The sequence below is a fragment of the Pseudomonas sp. L-22-4S-12 genome (assembly GCF_009799935.1).
Classification (GTDB): Bacteria; Pseudomonadota; Gammaproteobacteria; order Pseudomonadales; family Pseudomonadaceae; genus Aquipseudomonas.
The window spans coordinates 1,343,957-1,360,437 of sequence record NZ_WELL01000001.1; the positions used below are offsets into that span (position 1 = coordinate 1,343,957).

Here is a 16,481-nt window from a genome sequence, read left to right on the forward strand (position 1 = left end):
TCACCGGATTATAGCCGTGGCTTATAGGCAAAAGGCAGCCACCAGGGCTGCCTTTTATGGGCTTTTACCGCAACTTTACCCTCAGGCCTTGCCTTGCTCGCGAGCGATGGCGCGGTAGCCGATGTCGTGGCGGTAGAAGCAGCCATTCCAGCGGATTTTCTCGGCCAGGCGGTAGGCCTGCTGCTGGGCTTCGGACACCGTGCGGCCGATGGCGGTGGCGCACAGCACGCGACCGCCGGCGGTGACGACCTCACCGGCCGCGTTCAGCGCGGTACCGGCATGGAACACCTTGCCGTCCAGTTGCGCGGCGTCGCCCAGGCCTTCAATCACATCACCCTTGGCGTAGTCGGCCGGGTAGCCGCCGGCCGCCAGCACCACGCCCACGGTCGGACGCGGGTCCCAGGTCGCCTCGACCTTGTCCAGCGCCTTGGCCAATGCGGCCTCGACCAGCAGCACCAGGGACGATTCCAGGCGGGCCATGATCGGCTGGGTTTCCGGGTCGCCGAAGCGGCAGTTGAACTCGATGACCTTGGGCTTGCCGGCCGGGTCTATCATCAGCCCGGCGTAGAGGAAGCCGGTGTAGACGTTGCCTTCGGCGGCCATGCCGCGCACGGTCGGGTAGATCACTTCGTCCATCACGCGCTGGTGCACGTCCGGGGTGACCACCGGGGCCGGCGAGTAGGCACCCATGCCGCCGGTGTTCGGGCCGGTGTCGCCGTCGCCGACGCGCTTGTGGTCCTGGCTGGTGGCCATCGGCAGCACGTTCTCGCCGTCGACCATGACGATGAAGCTGGCTTCTTCGCCGTCGAGGAACTCCTCGATCACCACGCGCGCGCCGGCGTCGCCGAAGGCGTTGCCCGACAGCATGTCGCGTACGGCGTCTTCGGCCTCTTCCAGAGTCATGGCGACGATCACGCCCTTGCCGGCGGCCAGGCCGTCGGCCTTGACCACGATCGGTGCGCCTTTCTCGCGCAGGTAGGCCAGGGCCGGCTCGACTTCGGTGAAGTTCTGGTAGTCGGCGGTGGGGATCGCGTGGCGGGCGAGGAAGTCTTTGGTGAAGGCCTTGGAACCTTCCAGCTGGGCGGCGGCGGCGGTGGGGCCGAAGATGTCCAGCTTGCGGGTGCGGAACAGGTCGACTACGCCCTTCACCAGCGGGGCTTCCGGCCCGACTATGGTCAGCTGCACGTTCTTCTCGGCGAAGTCGGCCAGCTGCTCGATGGCCAGCACGTCGATGGCCACGTTCTCGCACTTGGCTTCGGTGGCGGTGCCGGCGTTGCCCGGGGCGACGAAGACCTTCTCCACGCGCTTGTCCTGCGCCACTTTCCAGGCCAGGGCGTGCTCGCGGCCGCCGCTGCCGATGATCAGTACATTCATGTCTCTCTCCTCATGGAGGCGGGCCGGTGGCCCGTTCGGTGACCAGCTTCGGCTGGCCACCCTGCGAATCTGTTGGGCTTCGCTGCGCTCAACCCAACCTACAAGTCTGCTTTGGCGTTCTATCGGGCCGTGATGGAGCGCCTAGCAGGCGGGCGCTTCAGCGCGGCCGTGCCACGGTCAGTGGCGGAAGTGGCGCATGCCGGTAAACACCATGGCGATGCCCGCTTCGTCGGCGGCGGCGATGACTTCCGCATCGCGCATCGAGCCGCCCGGCTGGATCACCGCGGTGATGCCGTTGGCTGCCGCATTGTCCAGGCCGTCGCGGAACGGGAAGAAGGCGTCGGAGGCCATCACCGAGCCGGCGACCTGCAGGCCGGCGTGCTCGGCCTTGATCGCGGCGATGCGCGCGGAGTTGACGCGGCTCATCTGGCCGGCGCCGACACCGATGGTCTGGCGGCCCTTGGCGTAGACGATGGCGTTGGACTTGACGAACTTGGCCACTTTCCAGGCGAACACCAGGTCGTGGATTTCCTGCTCGGTCGGCGCGCGCTTGGTCACTACCTTGAGGTCTTCGGCCTTGATCATGCCGATATCGCGGCTCTGCACCAGCAGGCCGCCGTTGACCCGCTTGAAGTCCCAGCCGGCGGCACGTTCGGCCGGCCACTCGCCGCATTCCAGCAGGCGCACGTTGGCCTTGGCAGCCACTACGTCGCGGGCGGCCTGGGAGACTTTCGGGGCGATGATCACTTCGACGAACTGACGCTCGACGATGGCCTGGGCGGTAGCGCCGTCCAGCTCGCGGTTGAAGGCGATGATGCCGCCGAAGGCCGATTCGGTGTCGGTGGCGTAGGCCAGGTCGTAGGCCTTGCGGATGCCGCCTTCCTCGTCGGTGGCTACGGCCACGCCGCACGGGTTGGCGTGCTTGACGATGACGCAGGCCGGCTTGACGAAGCTCTTCACGCATTCCAGCGCGGCGTCGGTGTCGGCCACGTTGTTGAACGACAGTTCCTTGCCCTGCAGCTGCACGGCGGTGGAGACGCTGGCTTCGCCGCGCTGGGCTTCGACATAGAACGCCGCGCTCTGGTGCGGGTTCTCGCCGTAGCGCATTTCCTGGGCCTTGATGAACTGGCTGTTGAAGGTGCGCGGGAAGGCGCCGCGGTCTTCGGTGGACAGGGTGTCGCGGCTCTGGTCGATGGTGCCCAGGTAGTTGGCGATCATGCCGTCGTAGGCGGCAGTGTGCTCGAAGGCCTTGAGCGCCAGGTCGAAGCGCTGGGCGTAGCTCAGGCCGCCGGCTTTCAGGCTTTCGACGATGCCGACGTAGTCGCCGGCGTTGACCACGATGGCCACGTCTTTGTGGTTCTTGGCGGCGCTGCGGACCATGGTCGGGCCGCCGATGTCGATGTTCTCGATGGCGTCGGCCAGGTCACAGCCCGGCTTGGCCACGGTGGCGGCGAAGGGGTAGAGGTTGACCGCCACCAGGTCGATCGGCTTGATGCCGTGCTGCTCCATCACCGCGCCGTCGAGGGCGCGACGGCCGAGGATGCCGCCGTGGATCTTCGGGTGCAGGGTCTTGACGCGACCGTCCATCATCTCCGGGAAGCCGGTGTAGTCGGCGACTTCCACCGCGGCCACGCCGTTGTCCTTGAGCAGCTTGTAGGTGCCGCCGGTGGAGAGGATCTCGACGCCCAGGGCGACGAGTTCGCGGGCGAACTCGAGGATGCCGGTCTTGTCGGAAACGCTGATCAGGGCGCGGCGAACGGGGAGGCGGGTGGTCTGGTCGGTCATGTCACTGTCCATCAGGCGGTAAAGATCAAAAACATAAAGGGCGACCTCAGCCGAGATCGCCCTTTATGCGGGATTGGGTCAGAGCAGGTCGTACTGCTTGAGCTTCTTGCGCAGGGTGCCGCGATTCAGGCCGAGCAACTCGGAGGCCTTGGTCTGGTTGCCCTTGACGTAGTTCATCACGGTTTCCAGCAGCGGTGCCTCGACCTCGGTCAGAACCAGGTTGTAGACATCGGTGACGTCGGCGCCTTCCAGGTGAGCAAAGTAGTTGTGCAGCGCCTTTTCCACACTGCCGCGCAGGGTATGGCCCTGCTCGCTGGGTGTGCTCAGGTGCTGCTTCAGGTTGGCGTTGTCGCTCACGGGTACTGCCCCATCAAAAACTGATTGATCAAAAAAAGGCTCGGTCATCCTCGTCATGCGGCCACCTCATTGTCCTTGTTATGGCGTGCGGCAAAAAACTGCCGAACGTGGGTGTACTGCGCGTCCGTACTGTCCAGACGATTGAAATCGGTGCGAAATTCACGGGCTCCGGGCAGGGTGGCCAGGTACCAGCCGACGTGCTTGCGGGCGATGCGTACGCCCATCACCTCGCCGTAGAAGGCGTGCAGGGCGGCCAGGTGCTCCAGCAGGATCCGTTCGATCTCGTGCAGGGGCGGCGCTGCCAGCTCCTTGCCGGTGGCCAGGTAGTGGGCGATTTCGCGAAAGATCCACGGCCGCCCCTGGGCGGCGCGGCCGATCAGCAGGCCATCGGCGCCGGTGGCGGCGAGTACGCTGCGGGCCTTGTGTGGCGAGTCGATGTCGCCATTGGCGAACACCGGAATGGAGACCGCCTGCTTGATCGCGGCGATGGTGTCGTATTCGGCCTGGCCGGTGTACAGGTCGGCGCGGGTCCGGCCGTGCACGGCCAATGCGCTGATGCCGGCCTGTTCGGCGATTTTTGCCACGGTTGTGCCGTTCTTGTTCGCTCGATCCCAGCCGGTGCGGATCTTCAGGGTGACCGGCACGGCGACCGCCTTGACCACCGCGTCGAGGATGGCGGCGACCAGCTCCTCGTCTTTCAGCAGGGCCGAGCCGGCGGCCTTGTTGCACACCTTCTTGGCCGGGCAGCCCATGTTGATGTCGATGATCTGTGCGCCCAGCTCGACATTGCGGCGGGCGGCTTCGGCGAGCATCTCGGGGTCGCCACCGGCGATCTGTACCGAGCGCGGCTCGGGATCGCCGTTGTGGATCATGCGCAGGCTGGACTTGCGGCTGTTCCACAGGCGCACGTCGCTGGTGACCATCTCCGACACCACCAGCCCGGCGCCGAGGCGCCGGCACAGCTGCCGGAACGGCTGATCGGTGACGCCCGCCATGGGGGCGAGGATCAGCTGATTGGGCAGTGTGTATGGGCCGATGCGTACCACCGACATGGGATCATCCCTGTTGTTTTGAGGCTGTTCCGGGAATGGCGAGGCCCGCCTGATCTCAAAAAACGGCTTCATGGGAGTGCGAAAAAGGGAGGGCATGATACCCGCTCTCGGTGACCGGATAAAGGCTGTTTTGAACAAATTATGAGCAGCTGTCGGCTTATCGCCATAGGGTATGGCTACCCGTGCAAGTGCCGGAAATCCGGCACTTGCAGGCTTATTCCGGGGAGTGGAAGCTGAGGCTGTAGTTGACCGCTTTGGTGCCCGGATCGAGGATTTCCAGGGACACGTGGATCGGTGTCTGCGGCGGCATTTCCGCCTGGCCGGCCAGTTCGCCGCCGAGGTATTCGCCCGGCTTGAAGCGGCGGCTGGCCAGCAGTTGGCCATTAAGGTCGGCGAAGCGCAGTTCCAGCAGCGGGAACGGCTGGGCGAAGGGCGCGCGGTTGTAGATGATCGCGTCGACCACCAGCGAGTCGCGGAACTCCGGGTGGCTGCGCACCACCAGGTTGCTGCTCTTGATCTGCTCGATATCGACCTTGGACGGCAGTACGCAGCCGATTTCCGGGCACAGCTGTTCGAACCAGGGGCGGTACTGGTCCTGGCGGGCCAGTTCCTCGAAGTGGTAGGCCACGTACTGGCTGGTCAGGGCGCCGGCGGCCAGCAGGTTCAGCAGGCCCCAGCCGATCCAGCGGCCCCAGGGCTTCCGGGCTTCCTGCCAGTCCAGCTGTAGCGGCTCTTCTTCCAGGCTCAGCAGGCTGTCGTCGCGCAGCGCCGGCTCGTTGCGCTCGGGCTTGCTGCGTCCGCCAGCGGGGGCGTAGTCGCTATCGCTCGGCTGCTCGGCGGCGGGTTCGGCGAATTCGTCTTCGTCACGCTCGGCGTGCAGGCTGGGTTCCTTGCGTTCGAGCGGCGCGCTCGGGGCGGCCGGCTCGGGCGCTTCGGCGGCCGGGGCGCCGGTGCGTGGCGGCGTGATGCTGAGGGCGGCGGGCTTGTCATCGTGCAGCAGGGATTCGGCCCAGTCTTCATTCAGCGGGTCGCGCGGCTCTTCGCGGGCCTTGAGCAGGTCGGCGCCGTCCTCACTGGCCGGCTTGAGCGCGACGAAGGCCTGGGAGAGCTGCATTTCCTGCTCTTCCAGCTTGGCCAGCTCCTCGTCCAGGTCGAGGTTGTCGAGGTCGAGATCGTCATGGATCCACAGGGTGTCGACGGACTGCTTGGGCGGCGCGGCGGGCTTGTCCGGGCTGGGAGCCGGAGCCGGAACGGTCTTGGGCTGTGCGGCGGGAGCTGCGGCAGGGGTCGCTGCGGCAGGGCGGGCCGTTGCTGGCGGCGTGGGCTCGGTCGCTGGTTTGGCGCGTGTCTGATCGACCAGCAGCTGCTGGGCGGCATTGAACACATGCATGCAGGCGCCACAGCGCACCGCCCCATGGGCCGCCCCCAACTGGGCGCGGCTGATGCGGAAACTGGTACGGCAGTGGGGGCACTGGGTGACGAAACTGTCGGTCATGCGGCGGTCCGTGCAAAACGTGGCGCTAGTTTACTCAAGCTCATGCAGGCGCTACTAGCGCTTGACCCCGCTGATGCGGACCCAGCCGTCCTTGACTGCGGTCGGGTCGAGAGCGAAGGCGCCCGCATAGGCGGCGCGGACTTCCTCGGCCTGTTCGGCGAGGATGCCGGACAGTGCCAGGCGCCCGCCGCTCTTGACCAGGCTGGTGATCTGCGGTGCCAGGGCGACCAGCGGCCCGGCGAGGATGTTGGCGACCACCACGTCGGCCTGCTGCTGCGGCAGGTCGGCCGGCAGGTAGACGGGAAAGCGTGCCGGCTCGATGCCGTTGCGTGAGGCATTGTCGCGCGAGGCCTCCAGGGCCTGCGGGTCGATGTCGGTGCCGACCGCCCGGGGGGCGCCGAGGAGCAGGGCGGCGATGGCCAGGATGCCCGAGCCGCAGCCGAAATCCAGCACGTTGCAGCCCTGCAGGTCCTGGCCGTCCAGCCATTCCAGGCACAGGGCGGTGGTCGGGTGGGTGCCGGTGCCGAAGGCTAGGCCGGGGTCGAGCAGCAGGTTGACCGCCTCCGGTTCCGGTGCGGTGTGCCAGCTCGGCACGATCCACAGGCGCCGGCCGAAGCGCATCGGCTGGAAGTTGTCCATCCAGCTGCGCTCCCAGTCCTGGTCCTCGATCTGCTCGATCTGGTGCTCGGGCAGCGGCGCGCCGGTCAGCAGTTCCAGGTGGGCGATTAGGTTGGCCGGGTCGGTGTCGGCCTCGAATAGGGCCAGCAGGTGGGTGTGCGACCACAGCGGGGTGGTGCCCAGGTCCGGCTCGAAGATCGGCTGGTCTTCGGCGTCCATGAAGGTCACGGAGACGGCGCCGACGCCGAGCAGGGCGTCTTCATAGGTTTGCGCCTGATCCGGGGTGATGGCGAGACGGACTTGTAACCAGGGCATGGGAAAACCTCGAGAGCGATGCGGCGGGTTGGCGCGATTGGCCGCGCAGCTTACTTGAACGGGAGGGGCGCCTGCCAGCGCAGGCGCCGGGCGGAAACGACAAGGGCCGCCCGTGGGCAGCCCTTGTCGCGTGCAGCAATGGAGCTTAGTGCTTGTCCATACCCAGTTTCTTTTCCAGGTAGTGGATGTTCACGCCGCCCTTGGCAAAGCCCTTGTCGCGGGTCAGGTCGCGGTGCAGCGGGATGTTGGTCTTGATCCCGTCGACCACGATTTCGTCCAGGGCATTGCGCATGCGCGCCATGGCTTCGTCGCGATCCTTGCCGTAGGTGATCAGCTTGCCGATCAGCGAGTCGTAGTTCGGCGGTACCGCGTAGCCGCTGTACAGGTGCGAGTCGACGCGCACGCCGTTGCCGCCCGGGGCGTGGTAGTGCTTGACCTTGCCGGGGCAGGGCATGAAGTTGTCCGGGTCCTCGGCGTTGATCCGGCACTCCAGGGCGTGACCGCGGATGACCACGTCGCTCTGCTTGATCGACAGCTTGTTGCCGGCGGCGATGCTGAGCATCTCCTTGACGATGTCGATGCCGGTGACCATTTCGGTTACCGGGTGTTCGACCTGCACGCGGGTGTTCATCTCGATGAAGTAGAAACGGCCGTCTTCATAGAGGAACTCGAAGGTGCCGGCACCGCGGTAGCCGATCTCGACGCAGGCATCGACGCAGCGCTTGAGCACTTCGGCGCGGGCCTTCTCGTCGATGCCCGGGGCTGGCGCTTCTTCCAGGACCTTCTGGTGGCGGCGCTGCAGCGAACAGTCGCGGTCGCCCAGGTGGATGGCGTTGCCCTGGCCGTCGGAGAGCACCTGGACTTCCACGTGACGCGGATTGCCGAGGAACTTCTCCAGGTAGACCATCGGGTTGCCGAACGCGGCACCGGCTTCGGTGCGGGTCAGCTTGGCCGACTTGATCAGGTCTTCCTCGTTGTGCACCACGCGCATGCCGCGACCACCGCCGCCGCCGGCGGCCTTGATGATCACCGGGTAGCCGACTTCGCGGGCAATCGCCAGGGCGGTTTCCTCGTCTTCCGGCAGCGGGCCGTCGGAGCCGGGTACTACCGGGACGCCGGACTTGATCATGGCGTTCTTGGCTGAGACCTTGTCGCCCATCAGGCGGATGGTGTCGGCTTTCGGGCCGATGAAGGCGAAGCCGGAGTTTTCCACCTGTTCGGCGAAGTCGGCGTTCTCGGCGAGGAAGCCGTAGCCCGGGTGGATCGCCGTGGCGCCGGTGACTTCGGCGGCGCTGATGATCGCCGGGATGTTCAGGTAGGACAGTGCGCCCGGCGCCGGGCCGATGCACACGGACTCGTCGGCCAGGCCCAGGTGCATCAGTTCGCGGTCGGCGGTGGAGTGCACGGCCACGGTCTTGATGCCCAGTTCCTTGCAGGCGCGCAGGATGCGCAGAGCGATTTCGCCACGGTTGGCGATCAGGACTTTTTCCAGCTTCTGCATCGCAGGTTCCCCGCGCATCAAACGATGGTGAACAGGGGCTGGTCGTATTCCACCGGCTGGCCGTTTTCCACCAGGATGGATTCGATCACGCCGCTGGCTTCGGCCTCGATGTGGTTCATCATCTTCATCGCTTCGACGATGCACAGGATGTCGCCCTTCTTCACGTGCTGGCCGACTTCAACGAAGTTGCCGGAAGTCGGCGAGGCGGCGCGGTAGAAGGTGCCGACCATCGGCGAACGGGCCACGGTGCCGTTCAGCTTGGCGGCGGCCGGGGCGGCTGCTTCGGCGGCGGCAGGAGCGGCGGCGACCGGTGCGGCAACCGGGGCCGGAGCCTGGGCGTACATCGGCTGCGGGGCATAGGCCGGCTGCTTGCTGTGGCGGCTGATACGCACGGACTCTTCGCCCTCGCGGATCTCCAGTTCGTCGATACCGGATTCTTCCAGCAGTTCGATCAGTTTTTTGACTTTACGGATATCCATAGCTTTGCAACTCCCAAGGTGAGGTCGTCAGGGGCGTTCTAGTTGTTCCAGGGCAGCCTCCAGGGCCAGCCGATAACCGCTGGCGCCAAGGCCGCAGATCACTCCCACGGCTACGTCGGAAAAGTAGGAGTGATGGCGGAAGGCTTCACGTTTGTGCACGTTGGACAGGTGCACTTCGATGAATGGGATGCTCACCGCCAGCAATGCGTCACGTAATGCGACGCTGGTGTGAGTAAAAGCGGCAGGATTGATCAGGATAAAGTCGACACCTTCGCCTTTTGCGGCGTGAATGCGCTCGATCAGTTCGTACTCGGCATTGCTCTGCAGGTACAGCAGGTGATGCCCGGCGGCGCGGGCGCGCTGCTCGAGATCCTGATTGATCTGCGCCAGGGTGGTGGCGCCATAGACGCCGGGCTCGCGGCTGCCCAGCAGATTGAGATTGGGGCCGTGCAGCACCAGGAGGGTGGCCATGCAGTTGTCCTTGTTCTGTCCGGGGAATGGCCGGGACTATGCCGAAAGCGCTGCAGGCTGTCCAGTTGCCGGCAGTAGCCGCCACGATGGCCGAACTTTACGGCAAAGATGTGACGCCGTTACTGCTGGCGGCTGCTCGCGCGGGTCAACCGCTCGGCAAAGTCGGCGGCGCTGATCTCTCCTACGACACGCAAATCCGTCCATTCGTCACCCGTGGCGGAGAAGAACAGGATCGCCGGCGGGCCGAACAGCTGGTAGCGGTCGAGCAGGGCGCGCTGCTCGGGGGTGCTCTCGGTGATATCGAAGCGGATCAGCCGGTAGGCGCCGAGCTGGCTGGTCACCGCCGGCGCTGTCAGCACTTCGCGCTCGATCACCTTGCAGCTGATGCACCAGTCCGCGTACCAGTCCAGCAGCAGCGGCTGGCCGGCGCTTTTCGCCGCGGCCAGGGCGGCCTCCAGTTCGGCCGGGCTGCTGATGCTCTGCCAGCTGCTGGCGGGCGCGCTGACGGACGCGGCGGCGCTGGGCAGGCCGAGCGGGCGCAGCGGATCGCTCTGCCCCTGCAGGGCGCCGACCCAGGCGACGATGGCGTACACCAGCAGCGGCAGGCCGAGCACCTGCGCGACCTTCTGGTGGTGGGTCTTTGGCGTCAGCTCCAGCACGCCCAGCCACAGGGCCACGCCGGCGGCCAGCAGGCCCCACAGGGCCAGGCTGACCGGGCCGGGCAGCACGCGTTCGAGCAGCCAGATCGACACCGCCAGCAGCAGGGCACCGAAGGCGTTGCGTACGCTGACCATCCAGGACCCGGAGCGCGGCAGCAGGGCACCGCCGCCGACGGCGAACAGCACCAGCGGGGCGCCCATGCCCAGGCCCAGGGCCAGCAGCTTGAGGCCGCCGCCGAGGCCATCGCCGCTGGCGCTGATATACAGCAGGGCGCCGGCCAGCGGTGCCGACACGCAGGGCGAGACCAGCAGGCTGCTGAGGGCGCCGAGCAGCGCGGCGCTGAGCACCGTGCCGCCGTGGATGCGCTGGCTCAGGCGCTGCAGCGGGCCGCCGATGGCCTGCGGCAGGTGCAGTTCGAGGAAGCCCAGGCTGGCGGCGGCGAACAGGGCGAAGAACAGCGCGAAGGGCGCCAGTACCCAGGGCGACTGCAGGCGGGCCTGCAGGTTGAGTTCGGCGCCGAACAGGCCCATCAGCGCACCGAGCACGGCGAAGCTGGCGGCCATCGGCAGCACGTAGGCCAGCGACAGCACCAGGCCGCGCACACCGCCGGGCTGGCCGCGCAGGACCACGCCGGTGAGGATCGGCAGCATCGGCAGCACGCAGGGGGTGAAGGCCAGGCCGAGGCCGGCGAGGAAGAACAGGCCCAGTTCCTGCCAGCTCCAGCCGGTGGCGGCGGGAGTGGCAGCGGGTGCGGCGGCTGCAGCGGGTTGCGCCGCGCCCTTGCCGTCCACCTCGATGCGCTCGTTCTCCGGCGGATAGCACAGGCCCTTGTCGGCGCACCCCTGGTAGGTGACGTGGACGGTAAACGGCAGGCCGATGGGGTTGTCCAGCGGCAGCTCTATGTTGGTGATGCCGTAGTACACCTCGACATCGCCGAAGTATTCATCGTGCTTGGGCTGGCCGGCCGGGATCACGGCCTCGCCCTTGGCCAGGTCGCTCGGTTCGATGCGGAACTTGAAGGCGTGGCGATAGAGGTAGTAGCCCTCGGTATTGACGAAGCGCAGCTTCAGCGCAGTCGGCGAGCTTTCCACCAGGCTCAGGTGGAAGGCTTCGCGCACCGGCAGGAAGTCGGCACTGTTGTTCAGCGGGGCGCCCAGGGGCGCGTCGGGCAGCTTGTCGAACAGGCCGGCACTGGCCGGCAGGCTGAACAACAGGAACAGGACGAGAGGCAACAGACGGCGCATGGCGGGCTCGCACGACGGACTTGCCAGGCATCATACCCAACTCGGCGCAGCGACCCTAGGCGACTGGATGGCGCACAGGGTCAGTGAATGTTGCCGGGTGATGGACGGCCATCCCGCGGCGCGGCCCTAGCCGACGCGAAAGGCCTGTACCGCGGTATTCAGCTGGCCACCCAGATGCAGCAGTTGCTCGCCCTGCTGGCGGGCTTCGCCGATGTGCGCCAGGTTGTCGCTGCCGAGGCTGTGGATGCGCTGGCTGTGGCCGCGGATTTCGCTGGCGGCGCCGCCCTGCTGGGCGGTGGCCTCGGCGATGCGCTCGGCCATGCTGGCGATGGTGCGGATCGCCTCGACCACTTCATCGAGCGCGCCGTCGGCCTCGGCGGCCTGGCCGGCGGTGGCTTCGGCATGTTCGACCTGGGCGCGCATGGCCGCCACCGACTGCTGCGCGGCCTGCTGCAGGCGGGCGATCAGCTGCTGGATCTCTTCGGTGGCGCCGCTGGTGCGCTGGGCCAGGGAGCGCACTTCCTCGGCGACCACGGCGAAGCCGCGGCCCATCTCGCCGGCCCGCGCCGCCTCGATGGCGGCATTCAGCGCCAACAGGTTGGTCTGCTCGGCCACTCCGCGGATCACCGTGAGCACCTGGCCGATGGTGGCCGTTTCGCTGGCCAGCTGTTCGACGGACTGGGCGTTGCCCTGCACCTTGCCGACCAGCGCGTGCAGGCCGGTGAGGCTCTGTTCGATCACCCGCTGGCCCTGTTCCACCGCGCGGCTGGCGGCGCGGCTGGCGTCGGCGGCCTGGCTGGCGTCGTCGGCGACCTGGGCGATGGTGCCTTCCAGCTCGCCGAGGGCATCGCGGATCTGCGCGGTGTCGGCCAGCTGGCGCTCGGCGCCGCCGTGCAGGCCCTGGCTGAGGTCGGCCAGGGTGCGGCTGCTGCCGGCGACTTGGGCGGCGTTGTGGTGGATGGTGCCGACCAGCTCGACCAGATAGCGGCGCAGGCGGTTCAGCGAGTCCTCGATGTCGCGCATTTCGCGGGTCTGCGAATTCAGCGCGATATCGGCGGCGAAGTCGCCGGCGGCCCAGGTGCCCAGCGCCGGGGCCAGGCGGCTGAGGACATTGCTCAGGCGCCGCTGGATGCGGTCGATGGTCAGGGCGATCAGCAGGATCAGGCCGATCATCAGGGCCTGGATCAGCCGCACTTCGCCCTGGATGCGCCCGTGTTCGGCGCGCACCGCCGGCTCCAGGGCGGCCAGGGCGGTTTGCAGCTGCTCGATCTTGGCGCCGCTGCTGCGTGCCAGCTCGGCGCGCTTGTCGATCAGCTCGCGGGTGCGCGCCAGTTCGCCCGGGTAGCGCTTGAGCAGGCTGGCCAGGTCGCGCTTGAGGGCGATGCCGCGGTCTTCGGCCTGCTCGGGCTCGCCGCTGTCGGCCAGGCCGAGCAGGGCGCCGAAGCTGTTGCTGCTGGCCGCTGTATCGGCGGTCACGCCGAGCAGCGGCAGGCTGTCGAGGGTGGCGGCCTGCAGGCCGAGGGCGGTCAGTTCACGTTCGACATCGGCGAGCAGTTCGCTGCGTCCGCTGCTGGCCAGCTTGGCGCGGGCATGGGCCAGGCGGGTCAGGTGCTGGGCGGCCTGGAACAGCGGGGCCTGGTAGCGGGCAGCTTCACTGCTCTGGCTGTCGCGGCTGTACTTGTCCAGCTGTTCGAGGCTGCCGCTCATTTCGCGTTCGGCCTGCAGCAGCAGGCCCTGCGGGTCGCCGGCCAGCTTGCCGGCGGCGAGCAGGTCGCCGGCAGCGAACTGGCTGAGTTCGGACAGGCTGGGGCGCAGTTCGTCGGCCAGTTGCGTGGGCAGCTCGCCGAGGCTTTGCTCCAGGCTGGCGATGGCCTGGCTGGCGGCGCTGTGGCGCAGGGCGTCGCCGCTGCCGAGGTAATCCTGGATGTTGTCGGCGACCTGGTGCTGGAACTGCTGGGACAGGTTCAGGTAGCGCTGCATCAGCAGGTAGGGCCGCTCCAGCGCCCGTTCCGACCACCACAGGGTGGCGCCGAGGGCCAGGCAGGCGATGACCAGGAGGGCAGTGGACAGGTTGGTGAGCAGTTTGAGGCGCATGACGGCAACCGGAAGACTGAGTCGGTGCCGTCGAGGTTATTGCGGTTTGATTGCGACTTTATGACAGCGTGACGTTCGTCACGCTCTGCCGCGGTCAGCCGAGGTGGATCTCCACCCGGTTGCGGCCGCCGTGCTTGGCCACGTACAGCGCCTCGTCGGCCTGCTTGGACAGCTGGTTGCCGTCCAGGCCGTCGCGCAGTTCGGCGATGCCGCAGCTGAAGGTGCAGGACAGGTCATGGGGCTGCGCCGGGTAGTGGATTTCGGCGAAGCGCCGGCGGATCTCGTCGAGCACCTTGGCCGCGGTGGCGGCGTCGGTGTCGGGCAGGACCACGGCGAATTCCTCGCCGCCGTAGCGGCCGATATGGTCGGTCTTGCGCAGGCGCTGCTTGAGGAACAGCGCCAGGCTCTTGATCACCCGGTCGCCCATGGGGTGGCCGAAGGTGTCGTTGACCTTCTTGAAGTGGTCGATGTCGAGCATCGCGAAGCTCAGCGGCTGGCCGTCGCGGCGGGCGCGGAAGCGCGCGTCTTCCAGCAGCTGCAGGGTATGGGTGTGGTTGTACAGCCCGGTGAGGCTGTCGCGCACCATGCGCGACTTGAGGTTGCGTGCGCGGCTGGCGCGGTTGCGCACGGTGGCGATCAGGTGGCGCGGCTTGATCGGCTTGGTCAGGAAGTCGTCGCCGCCTTCGCTCATGGCGTCGAGCTGCTTGTCCAGGTCGTCCTCGGCGGACAGGTAGATGATCGGCACGCTGACGTAGCGGTCGTTGTGGCGGATCACCTTGGCCAGCTCCGGGCCGTTGCACTCAGGCATGTACATGTCGAGGATGATCAGGTCCGGCTGGAACTCGGCCAGCTCGGCCATCGCCTGGATCGGCTCGGTGAGGGTGCGGGTGACGATGCCGGCGCTGTTCAGCACGCGTTCGGTATGGGTGGCCTGGGCCCGCGAGTCGTCGATGATCAGCACCTTGTACGGATCGTACTGGCTGACGTGGGTGAGCACCTCGATGCGTTCGATCAGGCTGGAGGCGTCCAAGGTGCCGGTGAAGAATTCCTGGCCGCCGGCGCGCACCGCGGCCAGGCGGGTCGGGGTGTCGGTTTCGCCGTGGCTGAAGAACAGCAGCGGCAGCTTCTGTTCCAGGCCCTGCTGGGCCTCGTTGGCCAGTTGCAGGCCGAGGCCCGGGGCGGCGAAGTCGATTTCCATCAGGATCGCCGCCGGATGGCGCTCGGCCATGGCCGAGCGGAAGGCGTTGGCGCTGGGCAGGGGCTGGGCGCTGAGGCCGAAGAACTCCAGTTGCTGGGCCAGGCGCTCGGCGCGCTCGAAGTCCTGCAGGGCCAGGTACACCGGCTTGCGCAGCGGCGGCAGGAAGGTCTGCTCGTACTGGTCGGCATGGCGCAGGCCGGTGCGCGACAGGCGCTGCATGAGCAGGTTGAGCTCGCTGATCAGCGGGCTGTTGAGTCGGCCGCGGTTGGCCTCCACGGCCGTCAGGCAGTTGCCGATGCTGGCGGCCAGCTGCACGTGCACGTCCTGCTCGAAGCGTTCGGCATAGCGCAGCAGGCCGAGATTGGCCTCGCTCAGCTCGGCCATGTCGGCGGCATTCCATTCGCCCTGCTGCAGGCGCTGCCAGACTTCCAGAACCTGGCGGGCCTGGTGAATCACCCGTTTGGCGAAGTGCTGCTTGAGGCGGTCGCGGCTGGGGTCTTCTTGCTCGGTCATGGGTCCGGAGTCTGTCGTGGCCCGCGTTCCGGGCTGGGTGATGGCATCATGCTACCACTGGGTGATGGTTGTGCCACTGCCGTCGATCATATGGCGTCAACCTTTCATCATTTGGCGGATTTGCCCGCTTTTAGTTCCATCAGGCTTCCCGCGGCACTGCGTTTGCTCCTAGGCTTCACTTATAGTGCAGGGCCGGCACCTCCCAGGTCTGGGCCGCGCCCGGTAAATTGAGAAAGACGATTTAAGGATTATGACCATGCTGGATTGGAAGAAACGCACAGAAGACCTGCGCGGCAGCGTCGATGACTCGGTGGACGATGTGCGCAGCTATTTCGGCGGCCTGTGGCTGAGCCGCACCCTGGGCAGCCTGCTGGCGCTCTACCTGCTGGGCGCGCTGCTGGTCGGCTGGTACTGGAGCCAGGAACCGGCGCTGTTCCCGGTGCAGCAACAGGCCCAGGCGGCGGCCGAGCAGGCGCAGCGCAAGCTGGTCAGCGGCTACACCACGGTGGAGACCCTCAAGCAGGTGTCCAGCACGCTGCTCAACAAGCCCGGCGGCTACCTGTCCAACGACATCGCCCCGCCCGGCCTGTGGCTGGACAACATGCCGGCCTGGGAATACGGCGTGCTGGTGCAGGTGCGCGACCTGTCGCGCGCCCTGCGCAAGGACTTCGCCCGCTCCCAGTCGCAGTCCACCGAGGACCCCAACCTGGCCAAGGCCGAGCCGCGCTTCAACTTCGACAACAAGAGCTGGGCACTGCCGGCGTCGGAGTCCGAGTACGTCGAGGGCATCAAGTCGCTGGACCGCTACCTGGCGGCCCTGGCCGACCCAGCCCAGCCCAAGGCGCAGTTCTATACCCGCGCCGACAACCTCAACAACTGGCTGGGCGACGTCGCCACCCGCCTCGGTTCGCTGTCCCAGCGCCTGTCCGCCAGCGTCGGCCGGGTGCGTCTGAACACCGACCTGTCGGACAAGGCGCCGGCCGAAGGCGAGGCGGTGCCGGTCAGCGAGGAGGAGGTGAAGACCCCCTGGATGCAGATCGACAACGTGTTCTACGAGGCCCGTGGCCAAGCCTGGGCCCTGTCGCACCTGCTGCGCGCCATCGAGGTGGACTTCGCCGACGTGCTGGCGAAGAAGAACGCCACCGTCAGCGTGCGGCAGATCATCCGCGAGCTGGAGGCGGCGCAGGAACCGCTGTGGAGCCCGATGGTGCTCAACGGCAGCGGCTACGGCGTGCTGGCCAACCACTCGCTGGTGATGGCCAACTACATCTCGCGGGCCAACGCGGCGATCATCGATTTGCGCACCCTGCTGACCCAGGGCTGAG

General features: G+C 67.2%; 12 protein-coding genes and 1 pseudogene. 1 reads left to right on the top strand and 12 read right to left on the bottom strand.

The window, feature by feature from the left end; all coding sequences use genetic code 11:
• Window positions 1–81: 81 nt before the first annotated feature.
• From purD to F3I16_RS06150, 12 genes and pseudogenes are all read right to left on the bottom strand, one after another.
• Window positions 82–1,374 carry a phosphoribosylamine--glycine ligase gene (purD, locus tag F3I16_RS06095; RefSeq protein ID WP_160492802.1) on the bottom strand — a complete coding sequence of 431 codons (1,293 nt, stop codon included), beginning with the start codon at window positions 1,372–1,374 and terminating at the stop codon, window positions 82–84.
• A 177-nt stretch (window positions 1,375–1,551) separates the two neighbouring features.
• Complete coding sequence (purH, locus tag F3I16_RS06100) at window positions 1,552–3,159, bottom strand: bifunctional phosphoribosylaminoimidazolecarboxamide formyltransferase/IMP cyclohydrolase (protein WP_160492803.1); 1,608 nt, start codon at window positions 3,157–3,159, stop codon at window positions 1,552–1,554.
• A 78-nt stretch (window positions 3,160–3,237) separates the two neighbouring features.
• A complete protein-coding gene (fis, locus tag F3I16_RS06105) occupies window positions 3,238–3,573 on the bottom strand; it encodes a DNA-binding transcriptional regulator Fis (protein ID WP_160081974.1) in 336 nt (111 codons plus the stop codon).
• Window positions 3,570–4,568, bottom strand: a complete 999-nt coding sequence (dusB, locus tag F3I16_RS06110) for a tRNA dihydrouridine synthase DusB (RefSeq protein WP_160492804.1) — start codon at window positions 4,566–4,568, stop codon at window positions 3,570–3,572. Before dusB ends, fis begins: the two co-directional genes overlap by 4 nt.
• 214 nt (window positions 4,569–4,782) lie before the next feature.
• Entirely contained in the window at window positions 4,783–6,063 is a 1,281-nt protein-coding gene (locus tag F3I16_RS06115; protein WP_160492805.1) for a DUF3426 domain-containing protein, read from the bottom strand.
• 54 nt (window positions 6,064–6,117) lie between these two features.
• The gene (gene prmA, locus F3I16_RS06120) at window positions 6,118–6,996 is read right to left on the bottom strand and encodes a 50S ribosomal protein L11 methyltransferase (protein ID WP_160492806.1); all 879 of its coding nucleotides are present in this window, start codon (window positions 6,994–6,996) and stop codon (window positions 6,118–6,120) included.
• Between the two features lie 145 nt (window positions 6,997–7,141).
• Window positions 7,142–8,497 (bottom strand): acetyl-CoA carboxylase biotin carboxylase subunit, encoded by a 1,356-nt coding sequence (gene accC / locus F3I16_RS06125; protein ID WP_160492807.1) that lies wholly within the window; start codon window positions 8,495–8,497, stop codon window positions 7,142–7,144.
• 17 nt (window positions 8,498–8,514) lie between these two features.
• Window positions 8,515–8,976: an acetyl-CoA carboxylase biotin carboxyl carrier protein gene (gene accB / locus F3I16_RS06130; RefSeq protein WP_160492808.1), complete on the bottom strand. Its 462-nt coding sequence runs from the start codon at window positions 8,974–8,976 to the stop codon at window positions 8,515–8,517.
• A 27-nt stretch (window positions 8,977–9,003) separates the two neighbouring features.
• Window positions 9,004–9,447, bottom strand: coding sequence for a type II 3-dehydroquinate dehydratase (gene aroQ, locus F3I16_RS06135; RefSeq protein WP_160492809.1), 444 nt, complete (start codon window positions 9,445–9,447; stop codon window positions 9,004–9,006).
• 119 nt (window positions 9,448–9,566) lie between these two features.
• On the bottom strand, window positions 9,567–11,351 hold the full coding sequence (gene dsbD / locus F3I16_RS06140) for a protein-disulfide reductase DsbD (RefSeq protein WP_160492810.1): 1,785 nt from the start codon (window positions 11,349–11,351) through the stop codon (window positions 9,567–9,569).
• Between the two features lie 126 nt (window positions 11,352–11,477).
• Window positions 11,478–11,996, bottom strand: a pseudogene (locus tag F3I16_RS21330) (methyl-accepting chemotaxis protein); the annotation flags it as partial.
• Between the two features lie 1,543 nt (window positions 11,997–13,539).
• The gene (locus F3I16_RS06150; protein ID WP_160492812.1) at window positions 13,540–15,156 is read right to left on the bottom strand and encodes a PleD family two-component system response regulator; all 1,617 of its coding nucleotides are present in this window, start codon (window positions 15,154–15,156) and stop codon (window positions 13,540–13,542) included.
• A 256-nt stretch (window positions 15,157–15,412) separates the two neighbouring features.
• Here F3I16_RS06150 and F3I16_RS06155 point away from each other — a divergent pair, with 256 nt between their 5' ends.
• Entirely contained in the window at window positions 15,413–16,480 is a 1,068-nt protein-coding gene (locus F3I16_RS06155) for a DUF2333 family protein (RefSeq protein ID WP_160489119.1), read from the top strand.
• Window position 16,481 lies beyond the last annotated feature (1 nt).